Annotated in this window: 20 protein-coding genes; 9 read left to right on the top strand and 11 right to left on the bottom strand. The window is 68.3% G+C overall.

Translation table 11 applies throughout. The annotated features are described in order from the left end of the window. Positions 1 to 28 precede the first annotated feature (28 nt). From dgoD to DCN14_RS33515, 5 genes are all read right to left on the bottom strand, one after another. A complete protein-coding gene (gene dgoD / locus DCN14_RS33535; protein WP_096508546.1) occupies positions 29 to 1,174 on the bottom strand; it encodes a galactonate dehydratase in 1,146 nt (381 codons plus the stop codon). Further along, complete coding sequence (locus DCN14_RS33530) at positions 1,171 to 1,959, bottom strand: SDR family oxidoreductase (RefSeq protein ID WP_096508547.1); 789 nt, start codon at positions 1,957 to 1,959, stop codon at positions 1,171 to 1,173. Before DCN14_RS33530 ends, dgoD begins: the two co-directional genes overlap by 4 nt. A 4-nt stretch (positions 1,960 to 1,963) precedes the next feature. Further along, positions 1,964 to 2,866 (bottom strand): carbohydrate ABC transporter permease, encoded by a 903-nt coding sequence (locus tag DCN14_RS33525; protein ID WP_096508548.1) that lies wholly within the window; start codon positions 2,864 to 2,866, stop codon positions 1,964 to 1,966. After that, entirely contained in the window at positions 2,863 to 3,732 is an 870-nt protein-coding gene (locus tag DCN14_RS33520) for a sugar ABC transporter permease (RefSeq protein WP_096508549.1), read from the bottom strand. Before DCN14_RS33520 ends, DCN14_RS33525 begins: the two co-directional genes overlap by 4 nt. Before the next feature lie 70 nt (positions 3,733 to 3,802). Continuing rightward, positions 3,803 to 5,038 carry an ABC transporter substrate-binding protein gene (locus DCN14_RS33515; RefSeq protein ID WP_162826270.1) on the bottom strand — a complete coding sequence of 412 codons (1,236 nt, stop codon included), beginning with the start codon at positions 5,036 to 5,038 and terminating at the stop codon, positions 3,803 to 3,805. A gap of 381 nt (positions 5,039 to 5,419) precedes the next feature. Here DCN14_RS33515 and DCN14_RS33510 point away from each other — a divergent pair, with 381 nt between their 5' ends. Both DCN14_RS33510 and DCN14_RS33505 read left to right on the top strand, forming a co-directional pair. Further along, on the top strand, positions 5,420 to 6,181 hold the full coding sequence (locus DCN14_RS33510) for a fumarylacetoacetate hydrolase family protein (RefSeq protein ID WP_096508551.1): 762 nt from the start codon (positions 5,420 to 5,422) through the stop codon (positions 6,179 to 6,181). Positions 6,182 to 6,503: 322 nt separating this feature from the next. Then, entirely contained in the window at positions 6,504 to 7,919 is a 1,416-nt protein-coding gene (locus DCN14_RS33505; RefSeq protein ID WP_096508552.1) for a 3-deoxy-D-arabino-heptulosonate 7-phosphate synthase, read from the top strand. Positions 7,920 to 8,072: 153 nt separating this feature from the next. Here DCN14_RS33505 and DCN14_RS33500 read toward each other — a convergent pair whose 3' ends face one another. After that, positions 8,073 to 8,909 carry an alpha/beta hydrolase gene (locus DCN14_RS33500; protein ID WP_096508553.1) on the bottom strand — a complete coding sequence of 279 codons (837 nt, stop codon included), beginning with the start codon at positions 8,907 to 8,909 and terminating at the stop codon, positions 8,073 to 8,075. Positions 8,910 to 9,256: 347 nt separating this feature from the next. Then, positions 9,257 to 10,090: an oxidoreductase gene (locus DCN14_RS33495; RefSeq protein ID WP_096508554.1), complete on the bottom strand. Its 834-nt coding sequence runs from the start codon at positions 10,088 to 10,090 to the stop codon at positions 9,257 to 9,259. Positions 10,091 to 10,184: 94 nt separating this feature from the next. On the opposite strand from DCN14_RS33495, the gene DCN14_RS33490 reads away from it, so the two are divergent. From DCN14_RS33490 to DCN14_RS33480, 3 genes are all read left to right on the top strand, one after another. Continuing rightward, positions 10,185 to 11,156 (top strand): AraC family transcriptional regulator, encoded by a 972-nt coding sequence (locus DCN14_RS33490; protein WP_096508555.1) that lies wholly within the window; start codon positions 10,185 to 10,187, stop codon positions 11,154 to 11,156. Positions 11,157 to 11,346: 190 nt separating this feature from the next. Next, positions 11,347 to 12,204 carry a PhzF family phenazine biosynthesis protein gene (locus DCN14_RS33485; RefSeq protein WP_096508556.1) on the top strand — a complete coding sequence of 286 codons (858 nt, stop codon included), beginning with the start codon at positions 11,347 to 11,349 and terminating at the stop codon, positions 12,202 to 12,204. A gap of 373 nt (positions 12,205 to 12,577) precedes the next feature. Next, positions 12,578 to 13,255, top strand: coding sequence for a hypothetical protein (locus DCN14_RS33480; RefSeq protein ID WP_143331740.1), 678 nt, complete (start codon positions 12,578 to 12,580; stop codon positions 13,253 to 13,255). A 28-nt stretch (positions 13,256 to 13,283) separates the two neighbouring features. Here DCN14_RS33480 and DCN14_RS33475 read toward each other — a convergent pair whose 3' ends face one another. After that, the gene (locus tag DCN14_RS33475) at positions 13,284 to 14,573 is read right to left on the bottom strand and encodes an MFS transporter (RefSeq protein WP_096508558.1); all 1,290 of its coding nucleotides are present in this window, start codon (positions 14,571 to 14,573) and stop codon (positions 13,284 to 13,286) included. A gap of 153 nt (positions 14,574 to 14,726) precedes the next feature. Next, the gene (locus DCN14_RS33470; protein WP_096508570.1) at positions 14,727 to 15,872 is read right to left on the bottom strand and encodes a mandelate racemase/muconate lactonizing enzyme family protein; all 1,146 of its coding nucleotides are present in this window, start codon (positions 15,870 to 15,872) and stop codon (positions 14,727 to 14,729) included. 394 nt (positions 15,873 to 16,266) lie between these two features. Here DCN14_RS33470 and rbsK point away from each other — a divergent pair, with 394 nt between their 5' ends. From rbsK to DCN14_RS33455, 3 genes are read left to right on the top strand one after another with little or no spacing between them, the layout of a single operon-like run. After that, complete coding sequence (gene rbsK / locus DCN14_RS33465; RefSeq protein ID WP_096508559.1) at positions 16,267 to 17,193, top strand: ribokinase; 927 nt, start codon at positions 16,267 to 16,269, stop codon at positions 17,191 to 17,193. A gap of 43 nt (positions 17,194 to 17,236) precedes the next feature. Next, positions 17,237 to 18,613 (top strand): L-fucose:H+ symporter permease, encoded by a 1,377-nt coding sequence (gene fucP, locus DCN14_RS33460; protein ID WP_096508560.1) that lies wholly within the window; start codon positions 17,237 to 17,239, stop codon positions 18,611 to 18,613. A gap of 2 nt (positions 18,614 to 18,615) precedes the next feature. Continuing rightward, complete coding sequence (locus DCN14_RS33455) at positions 18,616 to 19,686, top strand: aldose 1-epimerase family protein (protein ID WP_096508561.1); 1,071 nt, start codon at positions 18,616 to 18,618, stop codon at positions 19,684 to 19,686. A 22-nt stretch (positions 19,687 to 19,708) separates the two neighbouring features. On the opposite strand, the gene deoR is transcribed toward DCN14_RS33455, so the two are convergent. Then, the gene (deoR, locus tag DCN14_RS33450) at positions 19,709 to 20,479 is read right to left on the bottom strand and encodes a DNA-binding transcriptional repressor DeoR (protein WP_096508562.1); all 771 of its coding nucleotides are present in this window, start codon (positions 20,477 to 20,479) and stop codon (positions 19,709 to 19,711) included. A 155-nt stretch (positions 20,480 to 20,634) separates the two neighbouring features. Here deoR and deoC point away from each other — a divergent pair, with 155 nt between their 5' ends. Continuing rightward, positions 20,635 to 21,315, top strand: a complete 681-nt coding sequence (gene deoC, locus DCN14_RS33445) for a deoxyribose-phosphate aldolase (protein ID WP_096508563.1) — start codon at positions 20,635 to 20,637, stop codon at positions 21,313 to 21,315. 132 nt (positions 21,316 to 21,447) lie between these two features. Here the strand turns inward: deoC and DCN14_RS33440 are convergent, their stop codons facing one another. After that, a complete protein-coding gene (locus tag DCN14_RS33440; RefSeq protein WP_096508564.1) occupies positions 21,448 to 24,969 on the bottom strand; it encodes a pyruvate carboxylase in 3,522 nt (1,173 codons plus the stop codon). Positions 24,970 to 25,322 lie beyond the last annotated feature (353 nt).

Raw genomic sequence — 25,322 nt, 5'->3', positions numbered from 1 at the left:
TGCGTTTCTCCTCGTCCGTTCGTGCCGGTTACCATTCGGCGACCGAACCATCCTCGCGGCGCCACACCGGATTGCGCCAGCGGTGCCCCATCGCGGCGGCGGCCCGCACCTTCTCCTCGTCGATCTCGACGCCGAGCCCCGGCGCATCCGGACGCGCGACGTAGCCCGCGTCGAACGCGAACGGGATGCCGCGCGTGTACGCATACATCGCGTTGTCGTCGTGATAGGCCACATTGGTCGACTGCTCCTGGATGAACGCGTTCGGCGTGCAGAAATCGATCTGCAGCGACGCCGCGAGCGTGAGCGGGCCGAGCGGGCAATGCGGCGCGACCGCAACGTCGTACGCTTCGGCCATCGCCGCGATCTTGCGCAGTTCCCAGATGCCGCCCGTGTGGCTCACGTCGGGCTGCACGATGTCGACGACGCCTTCCTGCAGCAGTTCCTTGAACTGCCAGCGCGTGAAGAGCCGTTCGCCGGTCGCGAGCGGCACCGCGCAGTCGCGTGCGACCTCGCGCAGCGCATCGTTGTGTTCGGGCAGCAGCAATTCTTCGTAGAACATCGGATCGAACGGCGCGAGCGCCTTCGCGAGCGCCTTCGCCACCGGGCGCCGCACGCGGCCGTGGAAGTCGATGCCGAGCCCGACCTCCTTGCCGATCGCGTCGCGCACCGTGCCGAAGCGGGCCACCGCGCGATCGATCGCCGCGGGCGACTCGATCCAGTCGGTCGCGTTGACCACGCCCATCTTCAGTGCCGTATAGCCGGCTTCGACGAGCTGCCGCGCATTCGCGGCCATCTCGTCGGGCGTATCGCCCTTCACGTGCGCATAGACGCGCGCCTTGTCGCGCACCGGGCCGCCGAGCAGGTCGTAGACGGGCACGCCGAGCGCGCGCGCCTTGATGTCCCACAGCGCCTGCTCGATACCCGAGATCGCGCTCGTGAGGATCGGGCCGCCGCGATAGAAGCCGCCGCGATACATGACCTGGAACAGGTCCTCGATGTGCCGCGGGTCACGGCCGATCAGATAGTCGGCCAGTTCGTGCACGGCCGCGGCGGTCGTGGCCGCGCGCCCTTCGACGATCGGCTCGCCCCAGCCGGCCAGCCCCTCGTCGGTGCCGACCTTCACGAACTGCCAGCGCGGCGCGACCGCGAATGTTTCGATTTCGGTGATCTTCATGTGGATGAACGTGTGCGGTTGAACAGCAGCGCCGACATGCCGTTGTCGGCGACGAGATCCGCGCCGGCGATGCCGATCGCCGCGTCCGACAGCAGGAACGCGGCGATCCGGCCGATATCGGCCGGCTCGTTGATGCGCTGCGCGGGGTGCAGCGCGCGATAGGCATCGAGCAGCGCGGGATCGCGCTCGAGCGCCGCGCCGATCGGCGCGTTCAGCGTGAAGCCGGGGCTCAGCGTGTTCACGCGGATGCGCTGCGGCGCGAGGCTCGTCGCCATCGCGCGCGACATCGCGACGATGCCGCCCTTGGTCGCCGCATACATCTCGAAGCCCGGCACGCTCGCGCCCGCATGATTCGACGCGATGTTGACGATCGCGCCGCCGCCGGCGCGCGCGATGCGCGGCGCGGCGAGCTGCGCGCACTGGAACATCGATCGCAGGTTGGTGCGGTACAGGCGGTCGCAATCGTCGAGCGAGAACGCGTCGAACGGGCCGTGCAGCGTGATGCCCGCGTTGTTCACGAGCCCGTCGAGCCGGCCGTGATGCGCGTCGACGCGCTCGAACAGCGCGGCGACGCTCGCGGGGTCGGCCACGTCGGTCGCGACGAACAGCGCGTCGCGGCCGCCGAGCCGTTCGCGCACCGCGTCGGCGCGCGCGGCGTTCTTCTCCGCGACGACGACCTGTGCGCCGCATTGCGCGAGCACGTCGACGATGCCAAGGCCGATGCCGTCGCCGCCGCCCGTGACGACGACCACGCGGCCGTCGAGCGATTCGAATGGATTCATCATGGTTTTACCCCTTGACCGCGCCGGCCGTGATGCCCGCGACGATCCTGCGCTGGAGCAGGAAGAACAGCACGAGCAGCGGCAGCGTGCCCATCACGGCCGCCGGGAACAGCTTGGTCGGATCGATGTCGTTGGTGCCGATGAAGCGGAACACCGCGACCGTGATCGTGAACTTCGACGAGTCGGTCAGGAACAGCAGCGGATAGACGAGGTCGTTCCACACCGACAGCGTGACGAACATCGCGAGCGTGCCGGTGATCGGCCGCAACAGCGGCAGCACGATGTACCAGTACACCTGCAGCGGGCTGCAGCCGTCCATCACCGCGGCTTCCTCGAGTTCGAGCGGAATCCGCTTCAGGAAACTCGTATAGAAGAACACGCCGAGCGGCAGGCTCTGCACGGTGTACGCGAGCACGACGCCGAGATACGTGTTGAGCAGGTGCAGGTCGCGGAACAGCACGTAGAGCGGCGTCAGGCTGACGAACATCGGGATCGTCAGGCCGAGCGTCAGCACGATGTAGACCGCGGTCGACAGCCGGCCCTTCACGCGAGCGAGCGGATACGCGGCGAGTGACGACAGCAGCGCGACGAGGAACGTGACCGCGAGCGTGATGCCGATCGTGTTCGCGACGCTGCGCCAGTAGTTCATCTGCGTGAACACGGCCGCGTAGTTGCCGAAGAACACGTGGTCGGGCAGGCCGAGCGGGCGCGCGATGATGTCGTCGCCGGTGCGCAGCGACATCAGCACCATGTAGATCGTCGGCAGCAGCACGATCGCAACGATCGCGATTGCAGCGACGAGGCGCGCGAACCCCGGCATGCGGCGCAGCAGCGCGGCCGCGCGCAGCCCGCCGCCCGACGTGCCGGCGGCCGGATGGTCCGCATGAAAGCGTTGACGGATGACGTTCACAGGTTGTCCTCCCGGCGGCGCAGGATCGTGTTCTGGGTGGTCGCGACCACCACGACGATCGCGAGCATGATCATCGACAGCGCGCTCGCGAAGCCGAACTTGTAGTCGTTGAACAGGCTGTGGAAGATCTGCAGCCCGAGCGTGGTCGTCGCGCCGTCCGGCCCGCCGTTGGTCAGCACGAGCGGCAGCTCGAAGGTCTTCAGCGTGCCGATCGTGCTCAGCGTGATGTTCACGGTGAACGCCGGCGCGAGCAGCGGCAGGTCGATGCGCGTGAAGCGCACCCATGCATTCGCGCCGTCGAGCTTCGCCGCGTCGTGCAGCTCCGATGGAATGTTCAGGTAGCCGGCCAGGAAGATCGCCGTCGAATAGCCGACGTACATCCACACGTGCACGGCCGTGACGGCCGGCAGCGTGACCGACGGATCGCCGAGCCAGACCTGCTGCAGCGCGTCCAGATGCACCAGGTGCAGCAGCTCGTTGATGCCGCCGCCGAGCGGCGAGTACAGGTACTCCCACACGAAGCCGGCGATCACCGCCGAGAACATGCTCGGCACCAGCAGCCCGACGCGCAACGCGCCGCGCAGCCGCGGCAGCGAGAACAGCAGCGCGGCGAACAGCAGCCCGAGGCCGTTCTGCACGATCACGACGATCGCCGCATACGCGAACGTGACCGCGAGCGTATGCAGGCTCGCCGGATCGCGAAACGCCGCGACGTAGTTCGCGAGCCCGATCCAGTGCGCGTCGCCCACGCCGGAGAAATCCGTCAGGCTCATCCGCGCGGCCTTGAACAGCGGATACAGGCTCAGCAGCGCATAGAGCGCGAGCGCCGGAACGGCGCACCACAACAAGGTCCGGTTGCGCTTCATCACGCGCCTCCTTCGTCGAACCGCGCCGCGCGACGGGGCGCGGCACGGGAAATGTCAGCGGGCAGACGGTTCATCGCGCGGCGGCATCCCAGCGGGCGAGCAGCTTGGCCGGGTCCTGCCCGATGTCGAGGAAATACGCGGACATCGAATTCCAGATCGCCGTGAACAGCCCGCCGGTCCATACGCCCTTCGGATACAGCACGACGTGCCCGTTCTTCTGCACGGCCGCATACGGCTGCGCCTGCGGCGGCATCGCGTCGGCGCCGCCTTCGAACGGGCTGAACCCGGCTTCCGCGTCGAGGAACTGGCGATCGTTGTCGGGGCGTGCCCAGAACGCGAGCCACTTCTTCGCGGCATCGGTCTGATGCGTCGCCGCATTGATCGCCCACGCGGTGCCGAGCATGTCGAGCGCGACGGGCCCGTTGCCGGACACGAGCGCCGGCAGCGGCGCGAACTGGAACGACAGCCCCTTCGTCGCGCTGAACTTCGCGATGTTCCACGCGCCCTGCGGCATCATCGCGACGCGCCCGGCCTGGAACTCGGTCAGCCCCGTGCTCCACGCGCTCACGCCGTCGTTCAGGCGCGGCACGAAGCATTTCGCGTCGGCCAGCACCTTCAGCGCCGCCACCGACTGCCTGAAAGCGGGATCGGCCGCGAAGCGCGCGCTGCCCGCGCCGACGAACGACTCGGCGCGCGCATCGGCATCGCCGCCGCCGGCCGACAGCCCCGACGCGATCACGAGCGCGGCCGGCGCCCAGCCTTCCTTCGCGGGCAGCAGCATCGGCGTGACGCCGGCCGCGGCCAGCTTCCCGCATGCGGCCTTCAACTGGTCGACGTCGGTCGGCACCGTCGCGACGCCCGCGCGCTTGAGCAGGTCGAGGTTCGCGAACAGGCCGATCCCGACCAGCTCCATCGGCAACATGTAGGTCTTGCCGCCGATCTGCGTATGCGCGCGCACGCCGCGCCAGATCGTCGGCACCCATTTCTCGCCGCTCAGGTCGAGCAACTGGTGCGCGCCCTGCCACTGCCGCATCAGTTCGCGATCGACCATCAGCACGTCCGGCCCGTTGCCGCCCTGCAGCCGCGACGACACGACCGTCGTCGTGTCGTTGCGCGACATGTACTCGAACTTGATCCTGATGTCGGGGTTTTCCTTCTCGAACTTCGCGATCAACGCCGCCATGTTGGCGGGCTCGGCGCCGCCGCCCTTCCAGCCCGTCACGTCGAGCGTGACCGGCGCGGCGCAGACTTGCGCCGCCAGGACGGAAAGGACTGCGAAGGTTGCCGTTCGAAGCCTGTTGAACATCTGCTGTCTCCACGTTGTTGTCGAATCGTTGCGTGAGGCGAGCGGTCGACAGCCGCGATGCATCGCGCAAGAAGCTTGCGTTTCCCGCCCGGTCCTTCATTTGGGAAAGCGCTTTCCCTATTGTGTCGCACAAAGCCTCCGGCATGCAAGCGCCGGTGTGTCCGGATCGATTAGGGGATACCCGCAGACGCGCCGGCCGGACGGCTGCCAGCCGGAGGCGCCAGGCAGGCGGCGTGCGGCTGGCCGGCGTGCAATGGCGCGCCACGGCGCCATGATGTGCGTTCCCGACCGAGCGGTCGGCACGCCGAAGGCGCTATCATCGATGTTGCGACCTTCGTCCGGCCCTTTTTTGCCGGCTCACTTTCAACTCGCTCAACCGACATGACAACGACTACCGAACGCGTGGACGGCGCCGCCCAGCATCTCGTCGCCGCCCGCCATGCCGGCGTGCCCGGCCCGCTGCTGCCCGACGCCTTGCGCCCCGAGAACGTCGAGACCGCGCTCGCGATCCAGCATCGCGTCGCCGACCTGCTCGGCGAATCCGTCGGCGGATGGAAATGCGCGCTGCCGCCGCCCGACCGCGTGATCGTCGCGCCGATCTTCGCGTCGACGATCCGCGAAGCCGATGCCCCGTACCGCGTCGTCGGCGGCCCGATCGTGCGCATCGAGCCGGAGATCGCCTTCGTGCTCGATCGCGACCTGCCCGCGCGCGCGCAGCCGTACGACGAGAGCGACGTGCGCGGCGCGATCCGCGAAGTGCGCATCGTGCTCGAGGTGCTGGGCTGCCGCTTTGCGGAGCCCGCGCGCGCGTCGAAGTTCGAACTGCTCGCCGACGGGCAATTCAACCAGGGGCTATGCGTGGGCCCCGTCGTGCCCGACGGGCTGAACGTGCCGCTCGCGACGCTCGCGCTGTCGTTCGAGGGCGCGCTGAACCGCACGATCGACGGCCGCCATCCGGACGGCGATCCGCTCAAGCCGCTCGTGTGGCTCGTCAATTTCCTCGCGTCGCGCGGCGACGGCGCGCGGGCCGGCCAGATCGTGACGACCGGTTCGTATGCGGGCGCGATCGACGTGCCGCTCGGCGATGCGCTGACGGTGCGCTTCGGCGAACTCGGCAGCCTGTCGGTGACGCTGACGGCGTGACGCTGGGGGCTGTGCGGGTGTTCGCCATCCGCCGCGTCGATGTATCCGCCAACGCCGTCTCCACGACGCAGACGACGCCCCCCCATTCCTTTTCAAATCCGCAGACGCGGCGATACGCGTTGTCGTCCGCGTGCAGCGGCACATCGGCAGCGACTCAGCGCAAGACGACCGCCGGCCGAGGCCGGCCGCACGTTCATCGTCGCGTTCGCAGCCCGCACCCGGCGCAACGCGCCACGCCCGGCCCTGCATGCCGGCGCTGCGTGATACCGTTGCACATCGCAAGTCACGAACGTGCGCCCCGCGTTCACCGCCGCCATTCGCCATGCCGCCGACACCGTTGCCCGCCCTGCTGGATGAAGTCCTGTGCTCCGTCGATCGCCGTTTCCGGCTGCCGCCGCTCGTGCGCGCGGCGTCGCTGACCGACGCCGCGAATCCGGCCACCGTCATCGCGATCGTGATCGAGGAAGCGCGCCGCGTGCGGGCCGACGGCCGCACGCCCGGCCCGGAGCTGCAACATCGCTTCGTCGATGCGCTCGCGCGGATGATCGGCGACGCCATCGACGCACGATCCGGCGACCCCGCGTTTCAGGCCGCGGTGCTGCGGCACGGCGCGACAGCCGTGCGCGAGTACGCGTCGCTCGCCGCGCATGCGGAGCAGGACCGGCGCACGCTGCGCTCGGCCGTCAACACGATCGCGCATCCGGCCCGGCTCGAGCGTCACGCACAGGCGTGGCAACGCGCGCCGCTCGCGCGGCTGCATGCGGCGGCGGCCGATGCGTCGTGGCACGATCTCGACGCCACGCTGCAACAGTTGCTCGCGCAACCGGAAATGGCAACCGATCGCGCGTTCGAACAGGACATCGTCAAGTTGAAGGAGAACCCGGCGCTCGGCCGGCTGCAGCGTCTCGACGCACTGCTGCCGGATCCGGACGTCCGGCAATACCGCACGCTGTGGGAACGCCAGGGCCCGCTCGAAGGCAGCGCGCTCGCGGTCGCGCAGGGTGCGACGTCGCAACAGCGCGGCGCGGCCGTCGAAGCGCTGGCCGCGCAGGCGCTCGACGCGTTGGCGGCCCAGCTCGACGCGGACGATGCGAAACGCACGTATCGCGTGGTGACGTCGATGCGCGTGCCGTCGTCGATACCGGGCAAGCACGATCGCGCGAAGACCGAATGGGATGCGGTGCTGCTCGACCGCGCGCGCGGCGACGATCCGTCGGCCGCGTGGCATGTCCGGTTTCTCGTCGAGGCGAAAGCGTCGGCCGATGCGGCGACGACCGATTTGCCGCGTCTCACGCGCGGCCTGAGCCTGCTCGCGCAAGCCGATCCGGACACCGTCTACGCGTTCGACACGCGCGAAGGCGCGGTGCGGCTGCACGGCGCGTCGCTGCATGCGCTGACGATCGACGATGCGGCGCTGCAACGCGAGGTGCTGTACTGCTGCGATGCAGCGGCAGATCCGACGCCGCGCCTGCTGGGCGCCGCGAGCCGCATGCAGTTGCTGTCGGCGCCGGCGAGCCTCGAATATGCGAGCGCGCTGGCGCAGCAAGCGGATGCCGATCGGCACGGCCTCGGCGTCATCTGGCAAGCGCTGCTGGAGCAGCCGTCATGGCGCGCCGTGCTGCATCAGTACGAAGCGCTGCGTCAGGTGCGCGCGCTGATGGTGGGCGTCGACGATCTGATGGCCGCGATCGAGGGCGAACTCGGCAATCCGGGCGACAGCGCCGCGAACGAGGCGTGACACGCCGCGCAACATGCGAACCGGCTGAACGCGCATGCGCCGCGGTTCTCTTTCTGCATCACGCACGATTCGCGCATGCCCCGCGAAAACGAAACGGCCGGCGTTGCCGGCCAGCACGGCGCAGCCCGCCGAAGCGGGCATGCGCCGCGCGCGTTACGCCTGCACGAACGCCAGCAGGTCGGCGTTCAGCACGTCCGCATTGACGGTCAGCATCCCGTGCGAATAGCCCGGATACGTCTTCAGCGTGCCGTTCTTCAACAGCTTCACCGATTTCAGCGCCGAATCCGCGATCGGCACGATCTGGTCGTCCTCGCCGTGCAGCACGAGCGTCGGCACCGAGATCGCGCGCAGGTCTTCGGTCTGGTCCGTTTCCGAGAACGCCTTGATGCCTTCGTAGTGCGCCTTCGCGCTCCCCTCCATGCCCTGACGCCACCAGTTCCGGATCACGCCCTGGTGCACCGTCGCACCGGGCCGGTTGAAGCCGTAGAACGGGCCGGACGGCACGTCGAGGAAGAATTGCGCGCGATTGTCGGCGAGCGCCTTGCGGAAGCCGTCGAACACGTCGAGCGGCAGGCCTTCCGGGTTCGCGTCGGTCTTCAGCATCAGCGGCGGCACCGCGCTGACCAGCACGGCCTTCGCGACGCGGCCGGCTGGCTCGCCGTGGCGGGCCACGTAGCGTGCGACTTCGCCGCCGCCGGTCGAGTGACCGATATGAACCGCGTTGCGCAGGTCGAGGGCTTCGACCACCGCGAACGCATCGGCGGCATAGTGATCCATGTCGTGACCGTCGGATACCTGCGCCGAGCGACCGTGGCCGCGACGATCGTGCGCGATCACGCGATAGCCGTTCCGGACGAAGAACAGCATCTGCGCATCCCAGTCGTCGGCGGACAGCGGCCAGCCATGATGGAAGACGATCGGCTGCGCATCCTTCGGGCCCCAGTCCTTGTAGAAAATATCGACGTTGTCATTCGTGGTGATGTACGGCATGGCTGCTGGCTCCTTTGGGATAGGTAGACATTGCGTACCGGCCGACCGCCCGGGCGGGGGTCGGTGTCGGGCTGCGGCGCGGCGGCACACCGCGCGAGTCGACGCAGCCCTCCTCGTTGTAGCGGAAAACCGCGACGGTGTCATGAAGCGGATGCGGTTCCGGCACGAGCGGCATGCCGGCGACGCGACGCGCCCCAATATCGCACCGGATTCCCTGTTCCGACCCGCTCGCGTCAGTCTCCAAACTCCACGTGGGCGACGTCACGTGCATCGAGCGCCGATGACGGACGGCCGCCATGCAATGCAACTAACCGTACAAGTACACGACGCCGCACGAAAATCGCGCCTCAACCGTCCGTGGAAACCGTCACCGCCTCCCATGCGCGAATTTCGTCTTCCAGTGCCGACAATTTGCCGCGCACCAGTCCAAGCGCGTCGCTACCGAGCAGCAGATGCGCGGGCGGCCGTTCCGCGTCGATGATCGCGAGCATCGCGCGCGCCGCCTTCACGGGATCGCCGGGTTGCCGCCCGCTTTTCTCCTCGCGGGCACGGCGGATCGGATCGAAGATCGCATCGTAATCGGCGATCGCGCGCGGCGTTCGCGTCATCGAGCGGCCGGCCCAATCGGTGCGGAACGAGCCCGGCGCGACCGCGGTCACCGCAATGCCGAACGGTTCGAGCTCCTTGCCGAGCGCTTCGGAAATGCCTTCCAGCGCGAACTTGCTGCCGCAGTAATACGCGATGCCCGGCATCGTGATGTGGCCGCCCATCGACGTGATGTTCAGAATCCGGCCGCGGCGACGTTCGCGCATGAACGGCACGACCGCCTTCATCATCGCGACGGCGCCGAACACGTTCACGTCGAACTGCCGGCGCAGCTCCGACAGCGGCGACTCCTCCATGATGCCTTCGTGCCCGTAGCCGGCGTTGTTCACCAGCACGTCGACGGGCCCGATGCTTGCCTCGATGTCCGCGACGACGCCGTCGATGCGCTCGAAATCGGTCACGTCGAGCACGCGCGCGAACGCCGCGTGCGCGGACAGCGCTTCGAACGCCGCCCGCGCCTCTTCGCTTCTCACGGTGCCGACCACCGTGTGACCCGCGGCCAGCGCCTGTTGCGCGAGCGCGCGGCCGAAGCCGCTGCTGACGCCGGTGATGAGGATGAGATTGCCGGATGCCATGTGAGCTTCTCCTGAATATCGATCGAAGCATGCATGTTAGTCTGACGCACTACGCCGAATAAGCCGGAATCCGCTAATCTTCTTGCATAAAACTATGAGCGCTGCCGCCCTCCCCACCTCATCGTCGTCACTGTCCGTGCGCAGCCGCACACGCCTGATTGCGCTGCTGAACGCACTGGCGCCCGACGAAGGCTACAACCTGACGGCGCTGCCGAGCGTGCGCATCCTGCGTTCGAACCGCGCGCTGTCGCGCACGCCGGTGCTGTACGACCCGGGGATCGTGATCGTCTGCCAGGGCAGCAAGCGCGGCTACTTCGGCGGCGAACGCTACCTGTACGACGCGGATCACTACCTGGCCGTATCGGTGCCCGTGCCGTTCAGCATGGAAACCGATGCGACGCCCGCGCGGCCGCTGCTTGCGCTGTATCTGCACCTCGATTTCACGATGGCGGCCGAGCTGGCCGCGCAGATCGACGGCGAAGGCGCCGCGGAACCCGTGCAAGCGCCCCGGAGCATGATGTCGACGCCGATGGACGAAGCGATGCAGACGAGCGTGCTGCGTTTCGTCGAGGCGATGCACCGGCCGCTCGAAGCGGCGGTGCTCGGCCCGGCGCTGCTGCGCGAGCTGTATTTCCGCGTGCTCACCGGCGCGCAGGGCAGCGCGATGAGAAGCGCGCTCGCGATGCGCGGGCAGTTCGGCCGGATCGGCCGGTCGCTGCGCGTGATCCACACCGGCTACGCGCACTCGCTCGACGTGCCGCAGCTGGCCGCGGAAGCCGGGATGAGCGTGCCGAGCTTCCACAGTCACTTCAAGGCGATCACGCAGGTGTCGCCGATCCAGTATCTGAAATCGACGCGCCTGCATCAGGCGCGCCTGTTGATGGTGCGCCAGGATCTGACGGCGGAAGCCGCGTGCTATGCCGTCGGCTATACGAGCCCGTCGCAATTCAGCAGGGAATTCAAGCGGCTGTTCGGCCTCACGCCCGCGCAGGAGACGAAGCGCATGCGCGAACGCTTCGCGCTGCCGGAGGCGTTCGAGGATGCCGTTTATGTATCGTCGCATTGAGATCGGAAACGGCGCTTCGACAGACACACTCGTTGCGCCCGCATCGAAATCGCCGGCCCGATTCCGCGGGCGCGGCAGATCGCGGTCGCGCGACACCTGCTGCGCGTCTTCGAGGCACAATGGCGGATCGCACGACGACGGTATCGCACCGAACGAGCGCCGTTGCGTCTTGCCCCAACGAGAGATTCGAATGACCACGTACGCGTTCCGACTGCTCAATGTATTCGCCGAATCCACGTTCGGCGGCAATCCGTTATGCGTGTTCGAGGATGCGCGCGGCATGGACGACACGACCATGCAGGCGCTGGCCGTGCAGTTCAACCTGTCGGAAACGACCTTCGTGCTGCCGTCGGATCGCGCGCATGCGCGCGTGCGCATCTTCACGCCGGGCTACGAGATGGCGTTCGCGGGCCATCCGACGCTCGGCACCGCGCACGTCGTGCGCGACACGCTCGCGGCAGGCAACGCGCTGTCGCTCGAATTCAAGGCCGGCGTGGTCGACGTCGATGCGAGCGACGACGTGTGGACGTTCACCGCGCCGCACACGGGCATGCCGAAAACCGCGCCCTGCGCATTGCCCGATACCGACACCGCGGCCATGCTCGGATTGACGACGGACGATCTGCTCGCGCCGCCGCTCTGGGTCGACACCGGCGCGGACCAGCTGCTGGTCGCCGTCAAGACTCCCGCGGCCGTGCGCCGCGCACGGCCCGACAGCACGTACCTCGATCGCTGGCCGGCCAGCAGCCTCGGCCGCAAGACGGCCTATGTGTTCGCATTCGATCCGAATCGTCCCGGGAAAGTGGTCTCCCGCTATTTCTTTGCGAAACAGGGCGGCATTTCGGAAGACCCGGGCACCGGGTCGGCCTGTGCGAATCTGGGCGGCTGGCTGCTTGCCGCGCGTCATGCGCTGCCCGCCGCGTTCGAGATCGAACAGGGCGAAGCCGTCGGCCGGCCCTGCCTGCTTCGGTTGTCGGTCAGCGAGCGTGGCGCGATCGGCGTCGGCGGCCGTGTGGTGGCACTCGGACGCGGCGTGATCGACGTATAGCGGCCGCTGTCGTTCAACCCGTTGGACGTATGGAACCGCAGCCCCGGCTGCGTCGTGTACCGCTCGAGAAAACGTCCCGGCGCGGGATCGTAATGATGGAAACATCCGGCGCCGTCGATGCGACGCACGCGCACAGTCCGAACGTTGCGAACGCACGGATCGCGAGCACCGGGTGTCGCGGCGAGCGCCGGTTGTTCATGAATGACTGCCGAAGCTGTTCGCCGAGGCGACGCACACGTTGCGTGCCCGCGCGGCGCACGACGCGTCGTCGAAAAACAAGCCCGGGAGATAGCGGAAAACGATGCGTCGAAGCGCGGCATGCGCGGCGCGTTTGCTATGCTGCGCGCATTATCCGCCCGAGCCGATCACCGACATGAACGACCTCGCCCCCGACCTCGCGCATACGTTGCGCGCCGCCTGCGACGCGTGCTTCGGCACGCCCGCCGTCTGGCCGCTCGTCGAGCGCGCGTATCGCGAGCCGCAGCGCTTCTATCACACGCTCGCACACCTCGCGGAACTGTTCGAACATCTCGCGCCGTATCGTGCCGAGCCGCTGTGGCCGGCGATCGCGCTGGCCGTCTGGGCGCACGACATCGTCTATGCGACGACACTGCCGGACTATGCGGAAAACGAAGCGCGCAGCGCGCAATGGCTCGTGCAGATCGTGCAAACGCACTGCGCTGAAGCGTGGCGGCATGCGCACGCATCGCACGTATCGATCGCGCACGAACTCGTGCTCGCGACGAAAGCGCACCGGCTGCCCGACGCGTTCGAAGCCGATCCCCACGTGCAGCGCGCCGGACGGATTTTTCTCGATGCCGATCTCGCGATCCTCGCGGCCGCGCCCGACCGGCTGCGCGAATACGATCGCGCGATCGCACGCGAATGGGCGCAGGACCCCGACGCGCCGTCGGCGGCATTCCGCACCGGACGCCGGCAAGCGCTCGAACATCTGCGCGAACAGGATCCGCTGTTTCAGTCCGCGGAATTCGCGCCGCTCACGCCGGCCGCCCGACGCAATCTCGATACGCTGATCCGCGCCTACGCATGAGCGCGATACGCGCCCCCGCGCCGCTTCGTCAGACCGCGCCGCGCATCTGCGCGACGGCCCGCGCGCGCACCGCGAACGTCAGGATCACCGCGCCGGCGAGCGCCGACGCGCCCGCGAGCACGAACGCGCTCGCATAGCCGCCGCCGTACTGGACGAGCCAGCCGGTCACGCTCGGCGACAGGATCCCCGCGAGATTCGCGAGCAGGTGCACGAAGCCGCCCGCCGAGCCGACGCGTTCGCGCGGCACGATTTCCTGCAGCAGCGACCAGCACGCCTGCGGCGCCATGAACGCGAACAGGCTCGCGATCGCGATCAGCGTGACGGCCGCGCCGAGCGAACTCACGCGCGACGCGAGCAGCACGCACGCCGCCGCGACGGCCAGCCCGACGACGATCACGACCTTGCGCGCGAACAGTACGTCGCCGGTGCGGCGATAGATGCGATCCGACACGGTGCCGCCGGCCACGAAGCCGACGGTCGCGCCGAGCCACGGCAGGATGCCGACGACGCTCATCTGCTTGATGTTCAGATGCTGATAGTCGGTCAGGTAGCTCGGCAGCCACGACAGGAAGAAATACAGCACGTAGTTGAAGCTGAAGAACGCGAGCGCGACGCCGAGCACCGGGCGCGACAGCAGGTCGCGCAGCAGCGGGCGGGCGGCACGATCGGGGGCGTGCGCGTCGGGCGCGACGTCGATCATCCGGTCCGACACGATCTCGCGCGCCTCTTCGGGCGACACGCGCGGATGGGTCGCCGGATCGTCGCGGAACAAGGTCCACCACGCGGCAAGCCACACGAAGCCGAGCGCGGCGATCACGACGAACGACACGCGCCAGCCGAACTGCAGCGCGACGAGCCCGACGATCGGCGCCGCGATCGCCGCGCCGAGCGGCTGCCCCGCGTTGGTCCAGCCGACCGCGCGGCCGGCTTCGCGGCGCGGGAACCAGTTCGAGATCGCCTTGTTCGTCGTCGTCCCCATCGGCCCTTCGCCGATCCCGAACGCGACGCGCACGACGAGCAGGTGTGCGAACGAACCGGCCAGCGCGGTCGCGCCGCAGAACAGCGACCACACGCCGGCCGCGCAGGCGAACACGCGCCGCGGTCCGAACCGGTCCGCGGCCCAGCCGCCGACGAAACAGAACACGCAGTAGCCGATGAAGAAACTGCTGAACAGGATGCCCATCTGCGCGTCGTCGATGCCGAGTTCGCGCTTGATGATCGGCGCGACGACGGACAGCGCCGCGCGATCGAGATAGTTGAGCATGCCGGCGCCGAACAGCAGCGCGCCGATCCACCAGCGGTAATGCGTTTTTTTCATGTCGTCTCCTGTTGACCGGGGCAAGCGCGTCGATGCGTGCCCGGCTTCATGGTTTTCGGTTGCGGCGCCGACGTCGGCGGCCGCTTCATGCGCTTCGATCCGGTGCGATGCGATTCATCGCTGTCGGCCGCGCGCCGCGCCGCGGGCCCGCGCTCACGCGAGCGTCGCGCGCGCGATCGTGTTGCGCGCCAGCACGGCAGCGTCCGGCGCGAACCCGAGCCCGGGCGTGTCGGGCAAACGCAGCCGCGCGCCGGGCCGCTGCGCGTCGTGCAGCCGCTCGGGCCAGTCGAGATACGGAATTTCCAGCGCGACGTCGTCCGGCAGCGTCGCGACGACATGCGCGGTCGCGAGCAGCCCCGCGCCGTAATAGAAGCAATGCGGCACGACGCGCACGTCGTGATGCGCGGCGAGCGCGATCACCTCGGCCATGCCGGTCGGCCCGCCGATCTTCGCGATGCTCGGTTGCGCGACGTCGAGCGCGCCGTGTTCGAACAGGTCGCGAAAACCCGCGACGCCGGACGCGTTCTCGCCGGCCGCGACCGGCACGCCCGTGCCGCGCACGCGCGCGATTCCGTGCGTGTCGTCGCACGGCCAGACCGGCTCCTCGATCCAGCCGAGCCGCAGGTCGGCCAGCTCGCTCACGCGCCCGAGCGCCTCGTTCGCGGTCCACGGGCAGTTCACGTCGACCATCAGTTCGCCGCCGGCCGGCAACGCGTCGCGCGCGGCCGCGATCGCCGCGCGCTGCGTCTCGTGCAGCTTGATGCGCCGGAACCCTTCGTCCCACGCGCGTCGCACATGGCGGGCGACTTCGTCGGGCGCGTTGTCGTAGCTGACGAGACTCGCATAGACGTCGATCTCGTCGCGACGGCCGCCGAGCCAGCGATACAGCGGCAAGCCGGCCGCCTGCGCGGCGAGGTCGTGCAGCGCCGTGTCGATCGCGGACAGCGCATACAGCACCGGCCCCGTGCGCCCGAACGCATGCAGCGCGCGGTCGGCCGCGTCGCGCAAGGCGGCGATCCCCTGCCGCGTCGGCTCGAATTCGGCCCCCTTGAACCAGCGGCCGACCGGGCCTTCGAGCGCCGCGTACGTCACGGGGTTGATCAGATGGCCGAACGCCTCGCCCCAGCCGACGCGGCCCGCGTCGTCGGTGAGCCTGACGAGCAGCGATTCCATCCGGCGCAGCGTGCGGTCGGCGGCGTTGTAGGTATCGGCGGCGGCCTGTTCGGCGCCGGTGACGGGACGACGGCCCGCGTCGAACGCGAGCGACAGGCGGATGACTTCGATGGCGGCGATTTTCACGAACGGATTCCCGATGCGGCGGGTCGGCGGCACGTATGCGGCCGACTGCGAAAGGCGCGATATGACGGGCGAGCCAGTGCGTTGCGCGCGAGCGCGGCGCGATGGGTCGCCCAAATGATCGGTCATCATATGACCTGGACCACGCAAATACAAGTGACCCGCTTGTATAACCCTACATGGCAGCCGGGATTCGTTCGCCATATCTCATACGACATCCCACAACATCATGCGCGTCGCCTTCGTGACGTCGATCCCGCCTGCGCATCCTTCCCACATAGTGACCCGACTAACATCACAAGATTGCATTCTCACATTTATTGTGATTTTATTATCATTCGTTGCGGCCGCTGCCGATCGCGCACGCGGCCCACCCCATTCCAAGGAAGAGACGCAGATGGAGACAATCGCCGTCATCGGCAGCAACATGGTCGACCTCGTGACCTATGTCGCCCGCATGCCCGCCCGGGGCGAAACGCTCGAGGCGCCGAACTTCGAGCTCGGCTGCGGCGGCAAGGGCGCGAACCAGGCGGTCGCCGCCGCGCGCCTCGGCGCGCGCGTCGTGATGGTCACGAAGGTCGGCGACGACGTGTTCGCCGACAACACGATCCGCAACTTCGAGCGCGAAGGAATCGACACCACGCACGTGCGCAAGGTCGCCGGCGTGCCGAGCGGCGTCGCGCCGATCTTCGTCGAGCCCGATTCGGGCAACAGCATCCTGATCGTCAAGGGCGCGAACCGCCACCTGCGGCCGGCCGACATCGACGCGGCCGCGCCGGCGCTCGTCGAATGCGCGCTGATCGTTCTGCAGCTCGAAATCGAGCTCGACACCGTCTATCACGCGATCGAATTCGGTGCGAAGCACGGCATTCCGGTGCTGCTGAACCCCGCGCCCGCCGTCGCCGATCTCGATTTCGAGCGGATCCGCTCCGTCGAATTCTTCGTGCCGAACGAAACCGAACTCGCGATCGTGTCCGGAATGCCGGTCGATTCGCGCGAAAGCGCGACCCGCGCCGCCGAATCGCTGGTCGTGCGCGGACTGAAGCACGTGCTCGTCACGCTCGGCAGCGAAGGCTCGCTGCTGGTGTCGCGCGACGGCGCGCGGCACGTGCCGGGCGTCCCGGTCGACGCACGCGACACGACGGGCGCCGGCGACGCGTACATCGGCTGCTTCGCGCGCTGCTATGCCGCGTCGCGCGACGCGGTCGACGCGATGCGCTATGCGTCGGCGTACGCCGCGCATTCGGTCACGGGCCTCGGCACGCAGAAGTCGTACGCCGACGCCGCGACGTTCGAACGCTTCCTCCGCGACGCCGGCCACTGAGCGCGGCGCCTACATCGACGAGACAACCGGGAAGGAGACACCCATGCGCCGAGCCAGAATCGAACACACACCCGACGGCTACTACCTGAACCGCACGCCCCTCTTCGCGTTCACGCTGCTGTGCTGCCTGTTCGCGCTGTGGGGCACCGCGGCAAACCTGAACGACGTGCTGATCGCGCAGTTCAAGAAATCGTTCTTCCTGTCCGATTTCGAATCGGCGTTCGTGCAGTCCGCGTTCTATCTCGGCTACTTCTTCCTCGCGATTCCCGCCGCGACCGTCGTGAAGAAGTTCAGCTACAAGACGACGATCCTCGTCGGCCTGCTGCTCTACACGACCGGCTGCCTGCTGTTCTTCCCGGCCGCGTCGATGGCGAAATACGGGATGTTCCTCGTCGCGCTGTTCGTGATCGCCGCGGGGCTGTCGTTCCTCGAAACGGCATCGAACTCGTATTCGACGCTGATGGGCCCGCGCGACACCAGCACGCGCCGCCTGAACATCTCGCAGACGTTCTACCCGTTCGGCGCGATGGCGGGCGTGTACATGGGCAGCTTCCTGATCTTCAAGGAAGGCGACGCATCGCATGCACAGCTCGCGGCGATGTCGGCGGCCGATGCGCACCTGCACCAGCTCGCGATGATCCAGGCGACGCTCGAACCGTACAAATGGCTGATCGTCGTGCTCGCGGCCGTGTTCGTCGTGTTCGCGCTGACGCCGTATCCGGCCTGCAAGGGCAACGGTGCGGGCGCAACCATGCACCGGATCGACGCGCGCGGCACGCTCGCGCGGCTGTTCGGCAACCGCCGCTTCGTCGCGGGCATCGTCGCGCAGTTCCTGTACGTCGGCGCGCAGGTCGGCGTGTGGAGCTTCACGATCCGGCTCGCGATGCAGATCGGCGGGCTCGACGAGCGCGGCGCATCGCACTATCTGCTCGCGACGTTCTTCGCGTTCTTCGTCGGCAAGCTGATCGCGACGCTCGTGATGAAGCGCGCCGGCCCGGCGAAGGTGCTGATCGTCTACGGCGTGCTATGCATCGCGCTGCTCGCGTACACGATCGGCGTGCACAACATCACGGCCGTCTATGCGGCGGTGTGCGTGAGCGTGTTCCTCGGCCCGTGCTGGCCGACGATCTACGGCCTCACGATCGACGGTCTCGGCAAGGACACCGAATACGGCGGCTCGATCCTCGTGATGAGCATCGTCGGCGGCGCGGTCGTGCCGCTGATCCAGGGGCTGATCTCCGATCACACGGGCGGCAACATGCAGCTCGCGTTCGTCGTGCCGCTCGCATGCTTCGTCGTGATCGTCTACTACGGCGTCTACTGCCTGCGCCACCTGCCTGCCGCGACGCCCGACACGGCAGGCGAAGAAGGCAGCGCGTCCGCGCGCTACGTCGACACGCGCAACACGTCGGGAGCCTGACGATGCGAGGCGAAATCGAACTGCGCCGCGACGACTTCCGCGACACGCCGCGCACGCTGTATCGCGCCGACGGCGTCGCCGTCACCGCGTTCGCGTATCCGTCCGGCGTCGAGGCGCTGAAGCTCGAGAACCGCCGCGGCCACGTCGTCGTGCTGCCGTATCTGGGCCAGATGATCTGGGCCGCCGCGTTCGACGGCCGCGACCTGACGATGAAGCACATGTTCCGGCAGCCGAAGCGCGCGGCGTCGATCATCGATACGTACGGCTGCTTCATGTTCCACAGCGGGCTGCTGCGCAACGGTTGCCCGGGCCCGGACGACACGCACGCGCTGCATGGCGAGATGCCGTGCGCGCCGATGGATCGCGCCAGCCTCGTCGTCGGCGCGGATGCGCGCGGCGCGATCGTTGAAGTGACCGGCGAGTACGAGTACGTGCAGGGCTTCGGCAGCCACTATGTCGCGCGAGCGTCGGTGCGGCTCGCCGAGCACGACGCGCAGATGACGATCGGGATGGACGTGACGAATCTCGGCGGCACGCCGATGGACCTGATGTACATGGCGCACCTGAACTACGCGTACGTGCCGGGCGGCCGCTTCGTGCAGTCGCTGCCGCGCGGCGGCCTGCGGCTGCGCGACAGCGTGCCCGCGCACGTGAAGCCGACGGCCGCGTGGCGCGACTACACGGCCACGCTCGCACGCGAACCGGAACGGCTCGCGACGCTCGAGGCCCCCGCGCTGTACGACCCGGAAATCGTGTTCTTCATGAACGGCGCGGCAACGGATGCGCACGGCGTCGCGCATTTCCTGCTCGCGCATCCGGACGGCGGCGCATTCCACACCGCGTATCGTCCCGAGCAGTTTCCGCACGCGACGCGCTGGATCCTGCACAACGCGGATCAACAGGTGGCCGCGTTCGCGCTGCCGTCGACGTGCGAGCCGGAAGGCTATGAAGCCGAGCGCCGCAAAGGCCATGTCGCGGCGCTGGCGGCGGGCGCGACGCGCCGCTTCGAGGTCGTCACGGGCTATCTGAGCGCGGCGGAAGCGCGCGCGGCGACGGAACGGCCCGATGCGTAACGCGATGCGCGGCCGCCCGCCGTCAGGTCACGAGCGCGATCCCGTGTTCGCGGATCGTCGTTTCGTACCGGCTGCTCAACTGCCCGTCGGAGATCACGTAGTTGAAGTCGGCGAGCTCCGCGAAGTACGCGGCGCGCACTTCGTCGAACTTCGTGTGATCGACGAGCAGGAAGCGGTTCTGCGCGCGCGCCATCACCTTCTTCTTCGCGTCGACTTCGTGGAAGTTGAAGCACGTGACGCCGCAGCGCTCGCTCACGCCGGCCGCCGAGATGAACGCCTTCGACACGCGCACCGTATCGAGAATGCCCGTCTCGGCCACCGACTCGAACACCATGTTCTTGCGGTGATACGCGCCGCCGCACAGGATCACGCTGCAATGCGGTTTCTGCTGCAGCTTCGCGAACACGTTCAGCGAATTGCAGACGGCGGTGAATTCGAGGTCGTCCGGAATGAAGTCGACGACGAACGGCGTGGTCGAGCCGCAGTCGACGAAGATCGTGTCGCCCGTCTTCACGAACTGCGCGGCGAGCTTGCCGATGCGGCGCTTCTCCTCGGTCTGCCGGTTGTTCTCGTCGCTGATCAGGTATTCGCCGATGTCGCTGCGCTGCGCGGCGAAATGGCGCGTCACGTAGCCGCCGATCAGGCTCAGGCCGTGCGGGTTGTCCGCGAGATCGCGGCGGATCGTCATTTCCGACACGCCGAACAGGTCGGCCACTTCCTTCAGATGAATCGCGTTCTGCCCTTGCAGCACGTTCATCAGCGTCTTGATCCGTTCGCCCTTCTTCGTTTCCATGCCTGTATCCTGCCTGCCCGTCACACGCGTCGCCCGCGCCGCTCGCCGTGCCGGGCGCGCGGGCCCGGCCGGAATGTCGTATTTGTAACAAACCGATGTGAAAACATCAACTTTCCGTGTGCCTTTCCGGCGCACGATCCGTGGAGTCCTGACACATGCCGCTTTCCAACGCCCAACTCGCCCAAACCATCGATCACACGTTGCTCGCGCCCGACGCGAGCGACGCGCAGATCCGCGAACTCTGCCGCCAGGCGGCCGAGCATCGCTTTTACTCGGTCTGCGTGAATTCGGCGAACGTGCCGCTCGCCGCGCGCGAGCTGGCCGACACCGGCGTGCTCGTTTGCGCGGTGGTCGGTTTTCCGCTCGGCGCGGGGCTGTCCGCCGCGAAGGCGTTCGAGGCGTCGGCCGCGATCGCGGCCGGCGCGCGCGAGATCGACATGGTGATCAACCTCGGCGCGCTGAAGAGCGGCCGCGCCGACGACGTGCAGGCCGATATCGATGCCGTGCACCGCGCCTGCGGCACGGTGCCGCTCAAGGTGATCCTCGAAACGGGGTTACTGACCGACGACGAGAAGGTGCGCGTGTGCGAGATGTGCCGCGCGCTCGGCGTCGCGTTCGTGAAGACGTCGACCGGGTTCGGGCACGGCGGCGCGACGCTCGCCGACGTCGCGCTGATGCGCCGCACGGTCGGCCCGACGCTCGGCGTGAAGGCGTCCGGCGGCGTGCGCGATCGCGCGACCGCGCTCGCGATGCTCGAAGCCGGCGCGACGCGGCTCGGCACGAGCTCGGGCGTGGCGATCGTCACCGACAAGGACGGCAGCGACGCGGCGTACTGACCGCACGGCGGCCCGGCTTGCCTGCGCGTCGTCAGGTCGCGACGTGCAGGCAGCCGGCGCCGAACGGTTCGACCGGCACGCCGGTTGCGACGCCCGGCACCAGTCAGTACGGACGACCGGTCGCGGCAACGCTCATTGCGCCGGGTCTTTCAGCTCGATCAGCAGATCCTTCGCCGCCACCCGCTCGCCCGGCTTCACGTGCACGGCCGCGATCTCGCAATCGCGCTCCGCCGCGATGTGGGTTTCCATCTTCATCGCCTCGAGCGCGATCAGCGTCGTGCCGGCCGCCACGCGCTGCCCCGGCTGCACGGCCACCGTCACCACCGAGCCCGGCATCGGCGCCGCGACGTGCAGCGGATTGCCCGGATCGGCACGCTGCAGCCCATGCCGCTCCTTGCCCGCCTGCGCGCTGGTCTTCTGCTCGACCAGCGCGGAACGCGACTGGCCGTTCAGCTCGAACAGCACCTTCACGATGCCGTCCTGCGCATCGGCGTGCTGGCCCTGCAGCGCCACCAGCAGCGTCTTGCCCGGCTCGATGTCGATCGCCACTTCCTCCTGCGGCTGCAGCCCGTACAGGAACGCCGGCGTCGGCACGACCGACGTGTCGCTGTACGCGCGAACGTGCGCGTAGTAGTCGATCGTCTGCTTCGGATACATCAGGTACGACGCCAGTTGCCGGTCGTCCAGCGGCTGCTCGCACGCGGCCTCGGCCTGCACGCGTGCCGCGTCGAGATCGACCGGCGGAATCTGGTCGCCGGGGCGATACGGCGCCGGCGGCTCGCTCTTGAGCACCTTGCGCGACAGCTCCGCCGGGAAGCCATCGGGCGGGAAGCCCAGTTCGCCCTTGAACAGCGACACGACCGACTCGGGGAACGCGATGTCCTTGGCCGGGTTGCGCACGTCGTCCACGGCGAGATCGTTCGCGACCATCATCAGCGCCATGTCGCCGACCACCTTCGACGTCGGCGTGACCTTCACGATGTCGCCGAACAAGCGGTTGACGTCCGCATACGCGCGCGACACCTCGGTCCAGCGATGATCGATGCCGAGCGAGCGCGCCTGCTCGCGCAGGTTCGTGTACTGGCCGCCCGGCATCTCGTGACGGTAGACGTCGGCCGTGCCCGCGCGGATCTCCGATTCGAACGGCGCGTAGTAGCGGCGCACGCCTTCCCAGTACATCGACGCTTCGTGCAGGCGATCCTGATCCAGCCCCGGGTCGCGTTCGCTGCCGGCCAGCGCGGCCGCGATGCTCGACAGGTTCGGCTGCGACGTGAGGCCGCTCATCGCATCGAGCGCGCCGTCCACCGCGTCGCAGCCCGCACCGACCGCCGCGAGCACCGACGCCGCGGCGATCCCGCTCGTGTCGTGTGTATGGAAATGCACCGGCAGCCCGGTTTCTTCCTTGAGCGCCTTCACGAGCGTCGCGACCGCCTGCGGACGGCAGATGCCGGCCATGTCCTTGATGCCGAGCACGTGCACGCCGGCTTTCTGCAGTTCGCGCGCGATGCCGACGTAGTATTTGAGGTCGTACTTCGAACGCGACGTGTCGAACAGGTCGCCGGTGTAGCAGATCGCGCCTTCGCACAGCATTCCGCTCTCGCCCACCGCATCGATCGCCACGCGCATGTTGCGCACCCAGTTCAACGAGTCGAACACGCGGAACACGTCGACGCCCGCGCTCGCGGCCTGCTGCACGAAGAAGCGCACGACGTTGTCCGCGTAGTTCGTGTAGCCGACCGCGTTCGAGCCGCGCAGCAGCATCTGGAACAGGATGTTCGGCACGCGCTCGCGCAGCAGCGCGAGCCGCTCCCACGGGTCTTCCTTCAGGAAGCGCAGCGCGACGTCGAAGGTCGCGCCGCCCCAGCATTCGAGCGAGAACAGTTGCGACAGCTCGCGCGCGTAGAACGGCGCGATCGGCAGCATGTCGGCCGTGCGCATGCGCGTCGCGAACAGCGACTGGTGCGCGTCGCGCATCGTCGTGTCGGTCAGCAGCACCTGCTTCTGGTCGAGCATCCAGCGCGCGAATTTCTCCGGGCCGAGTTCGCGCAGGCGATCGCGCGTGCCGGCCGGAATCGCCACCGCCGTATCGACCTTCGGCAGCACCGGTTTCTGCAACGGCAGCGCCGGCAGCGTGCGGCCCTTCATCTCGGTGTTGCCGTTCACGTTCAGCTCGCCGAGATAGCGCAGCAGCTTCGTCGCGCGGTCGCCGCGCTTCGCGAATGCGAGCAGCTCCGGCGTCTTGTCGATGAAGCGTGTCGTCACGTCGCCCGCGATGAAGGCCGGGTGATTGATCACGTTCTCGAGGAACTGCAGGTTCGACGTGACGCCGCGAATCCGGAACTCGCGCAACGCGCGATCCATCCGATGAATCGATTCGGCGGCTGTCGGCGCCCAGGTCGTCACCTTGACGAGCAGCGAGTCGTAGTACGGCGTGATCACCGCGCCGCCATACGCGGTGCCGGCGTCGAGCCGCACGCCGAAGCCCGCTGCACTGCGATAGGCCGTGAGCCGCCCGTAGTCGGGCAGGAAGTCGTTCTCCGGGTCCTCGGTCGTGATCCGGCATTGCAGCGCGTTGCCGTTCAGCGGAATCGCGTGCTGTTCCGGCACGCCGGCCGCGCGCGCGACGAGTGCGCCGTCGCCGTCCGTCGCGTCTTCGGCGAGCCCGATCCGGCCGCCTTCGGTGATGCGGATCTGCGCCTTCACGATGTCGATGCCGGTGATCATCTCCGTCACCGTGTGCTCGACCTGGATGCGCGGGTTCACCTCGATGAAGTAGAACTGGCCGGTGTCGGCATCCATCAGAAATTCGACGGTGCCCGCATGCGTATAGCCGACCGCGCGCATCAACCGCAGCGCGGATTCGCACAGCGCTTGCCGGCCGTCGTGATCGAGGTACGGCGCCGGCGCACGCTCGACCACCTTCTGGTTGCGCCGCTGCACCGTGCAGTCGCGCTCGTACAGATGCACGACCGTGCCGTGCAGGTCGCCGAGCACCTGCACCTCGACGTGGCGCGCATTGCGCACGAGCTTCTCGACGTACACCTCGTCGTTGCCGAACGCGGCCAGCGCCTCGCGCCGCGCGACGGGCAGCAGCGTCTCGAGGTCGCGTTCGTTCTCGAGCACGCGCATCCCGCGTCCGCCGCCGCCCCAGCTCGCCTTCAGCATCAGCGGATAGCCGACTTCGGCGGCCAGCGCCTTGCATGCGGCGAGATCGTCCGGCAGCGGCGCGGTTGCAGGCATCACGGGCACGCCGGCCGCGATCGCCGCGTTGCGCGCGGCCACCTTGTTGCCGAGCGTGCGCATCACGTCGGGCGACGGGCCGATCCAGCGGATGCCGGCGTCGATCACGGCTTGCGCGAACTCGGGGTTCTCGGACAGGAAGCCGTAGCCGGGGTGAATCGCGTCGACGTTGGCCTGGCGCGCGACGCGCAGGATGTCGTCGATGTCGAGATACGCGGCGAGCGGCTTCTTGCCCTCGCCGATCAGGTAGCTTTCGTCCGCCTTGAAGCGATGCAGCGCGAGGCGGTCTTCCTTCGAATACACCGCCACCGTACGCATGTTCAGTTCGGCGGCGGCACGCATCACGCGGATCGAGATTTCCGAGCGGTTCGCGATCAGGATGGACTGGATGGGGGTGGGCGTCACGGCAGCCATGGATAGTGAAGAGTTGAATTAAGCACGCCGACGCGCCGTCCGCCACCCGCCTGCTTCACTGGGCGGCGTGCGGATCGTCGCATCGGTCATTCGCGGTTGCATCGTCCCGGCTTTCGCCAGTCGACATGTTCGCCATATCGCCCGAGGGCCGCTATAACCGTCGCGACGATGAATGGTATCCAGCCGACCAAGCGGAAACGAGGAGCCGGCCGGGCGTTGGCGGACACACGGCGCGCCCGCGCCACGGCCGGGCGCGCGACAGAATCAGTCTCGGGGGTCGAAAAGCGGTGCGTGATCCATCCAGTCGTAGCCTGTCGCGCCTTTCGCCCAGGCCCAGTTCGCCTCGCGGCGTC

The organism is Burkholderia sp. IDO3, assembly GCF_003366075.1.
GTDB classification, from domain to species: Bacteria; Pseudomonadota; Gammaproteobacteria; order Burkholderiales; family Burkholderiaceae; genus Burkholderia; species Burkholderia anthina.
The sequence above is the reverse complement of the archived record's forward strand: the minus strand, read 5'-3'. Positions and strand labels throughout refer to the sequence as shown.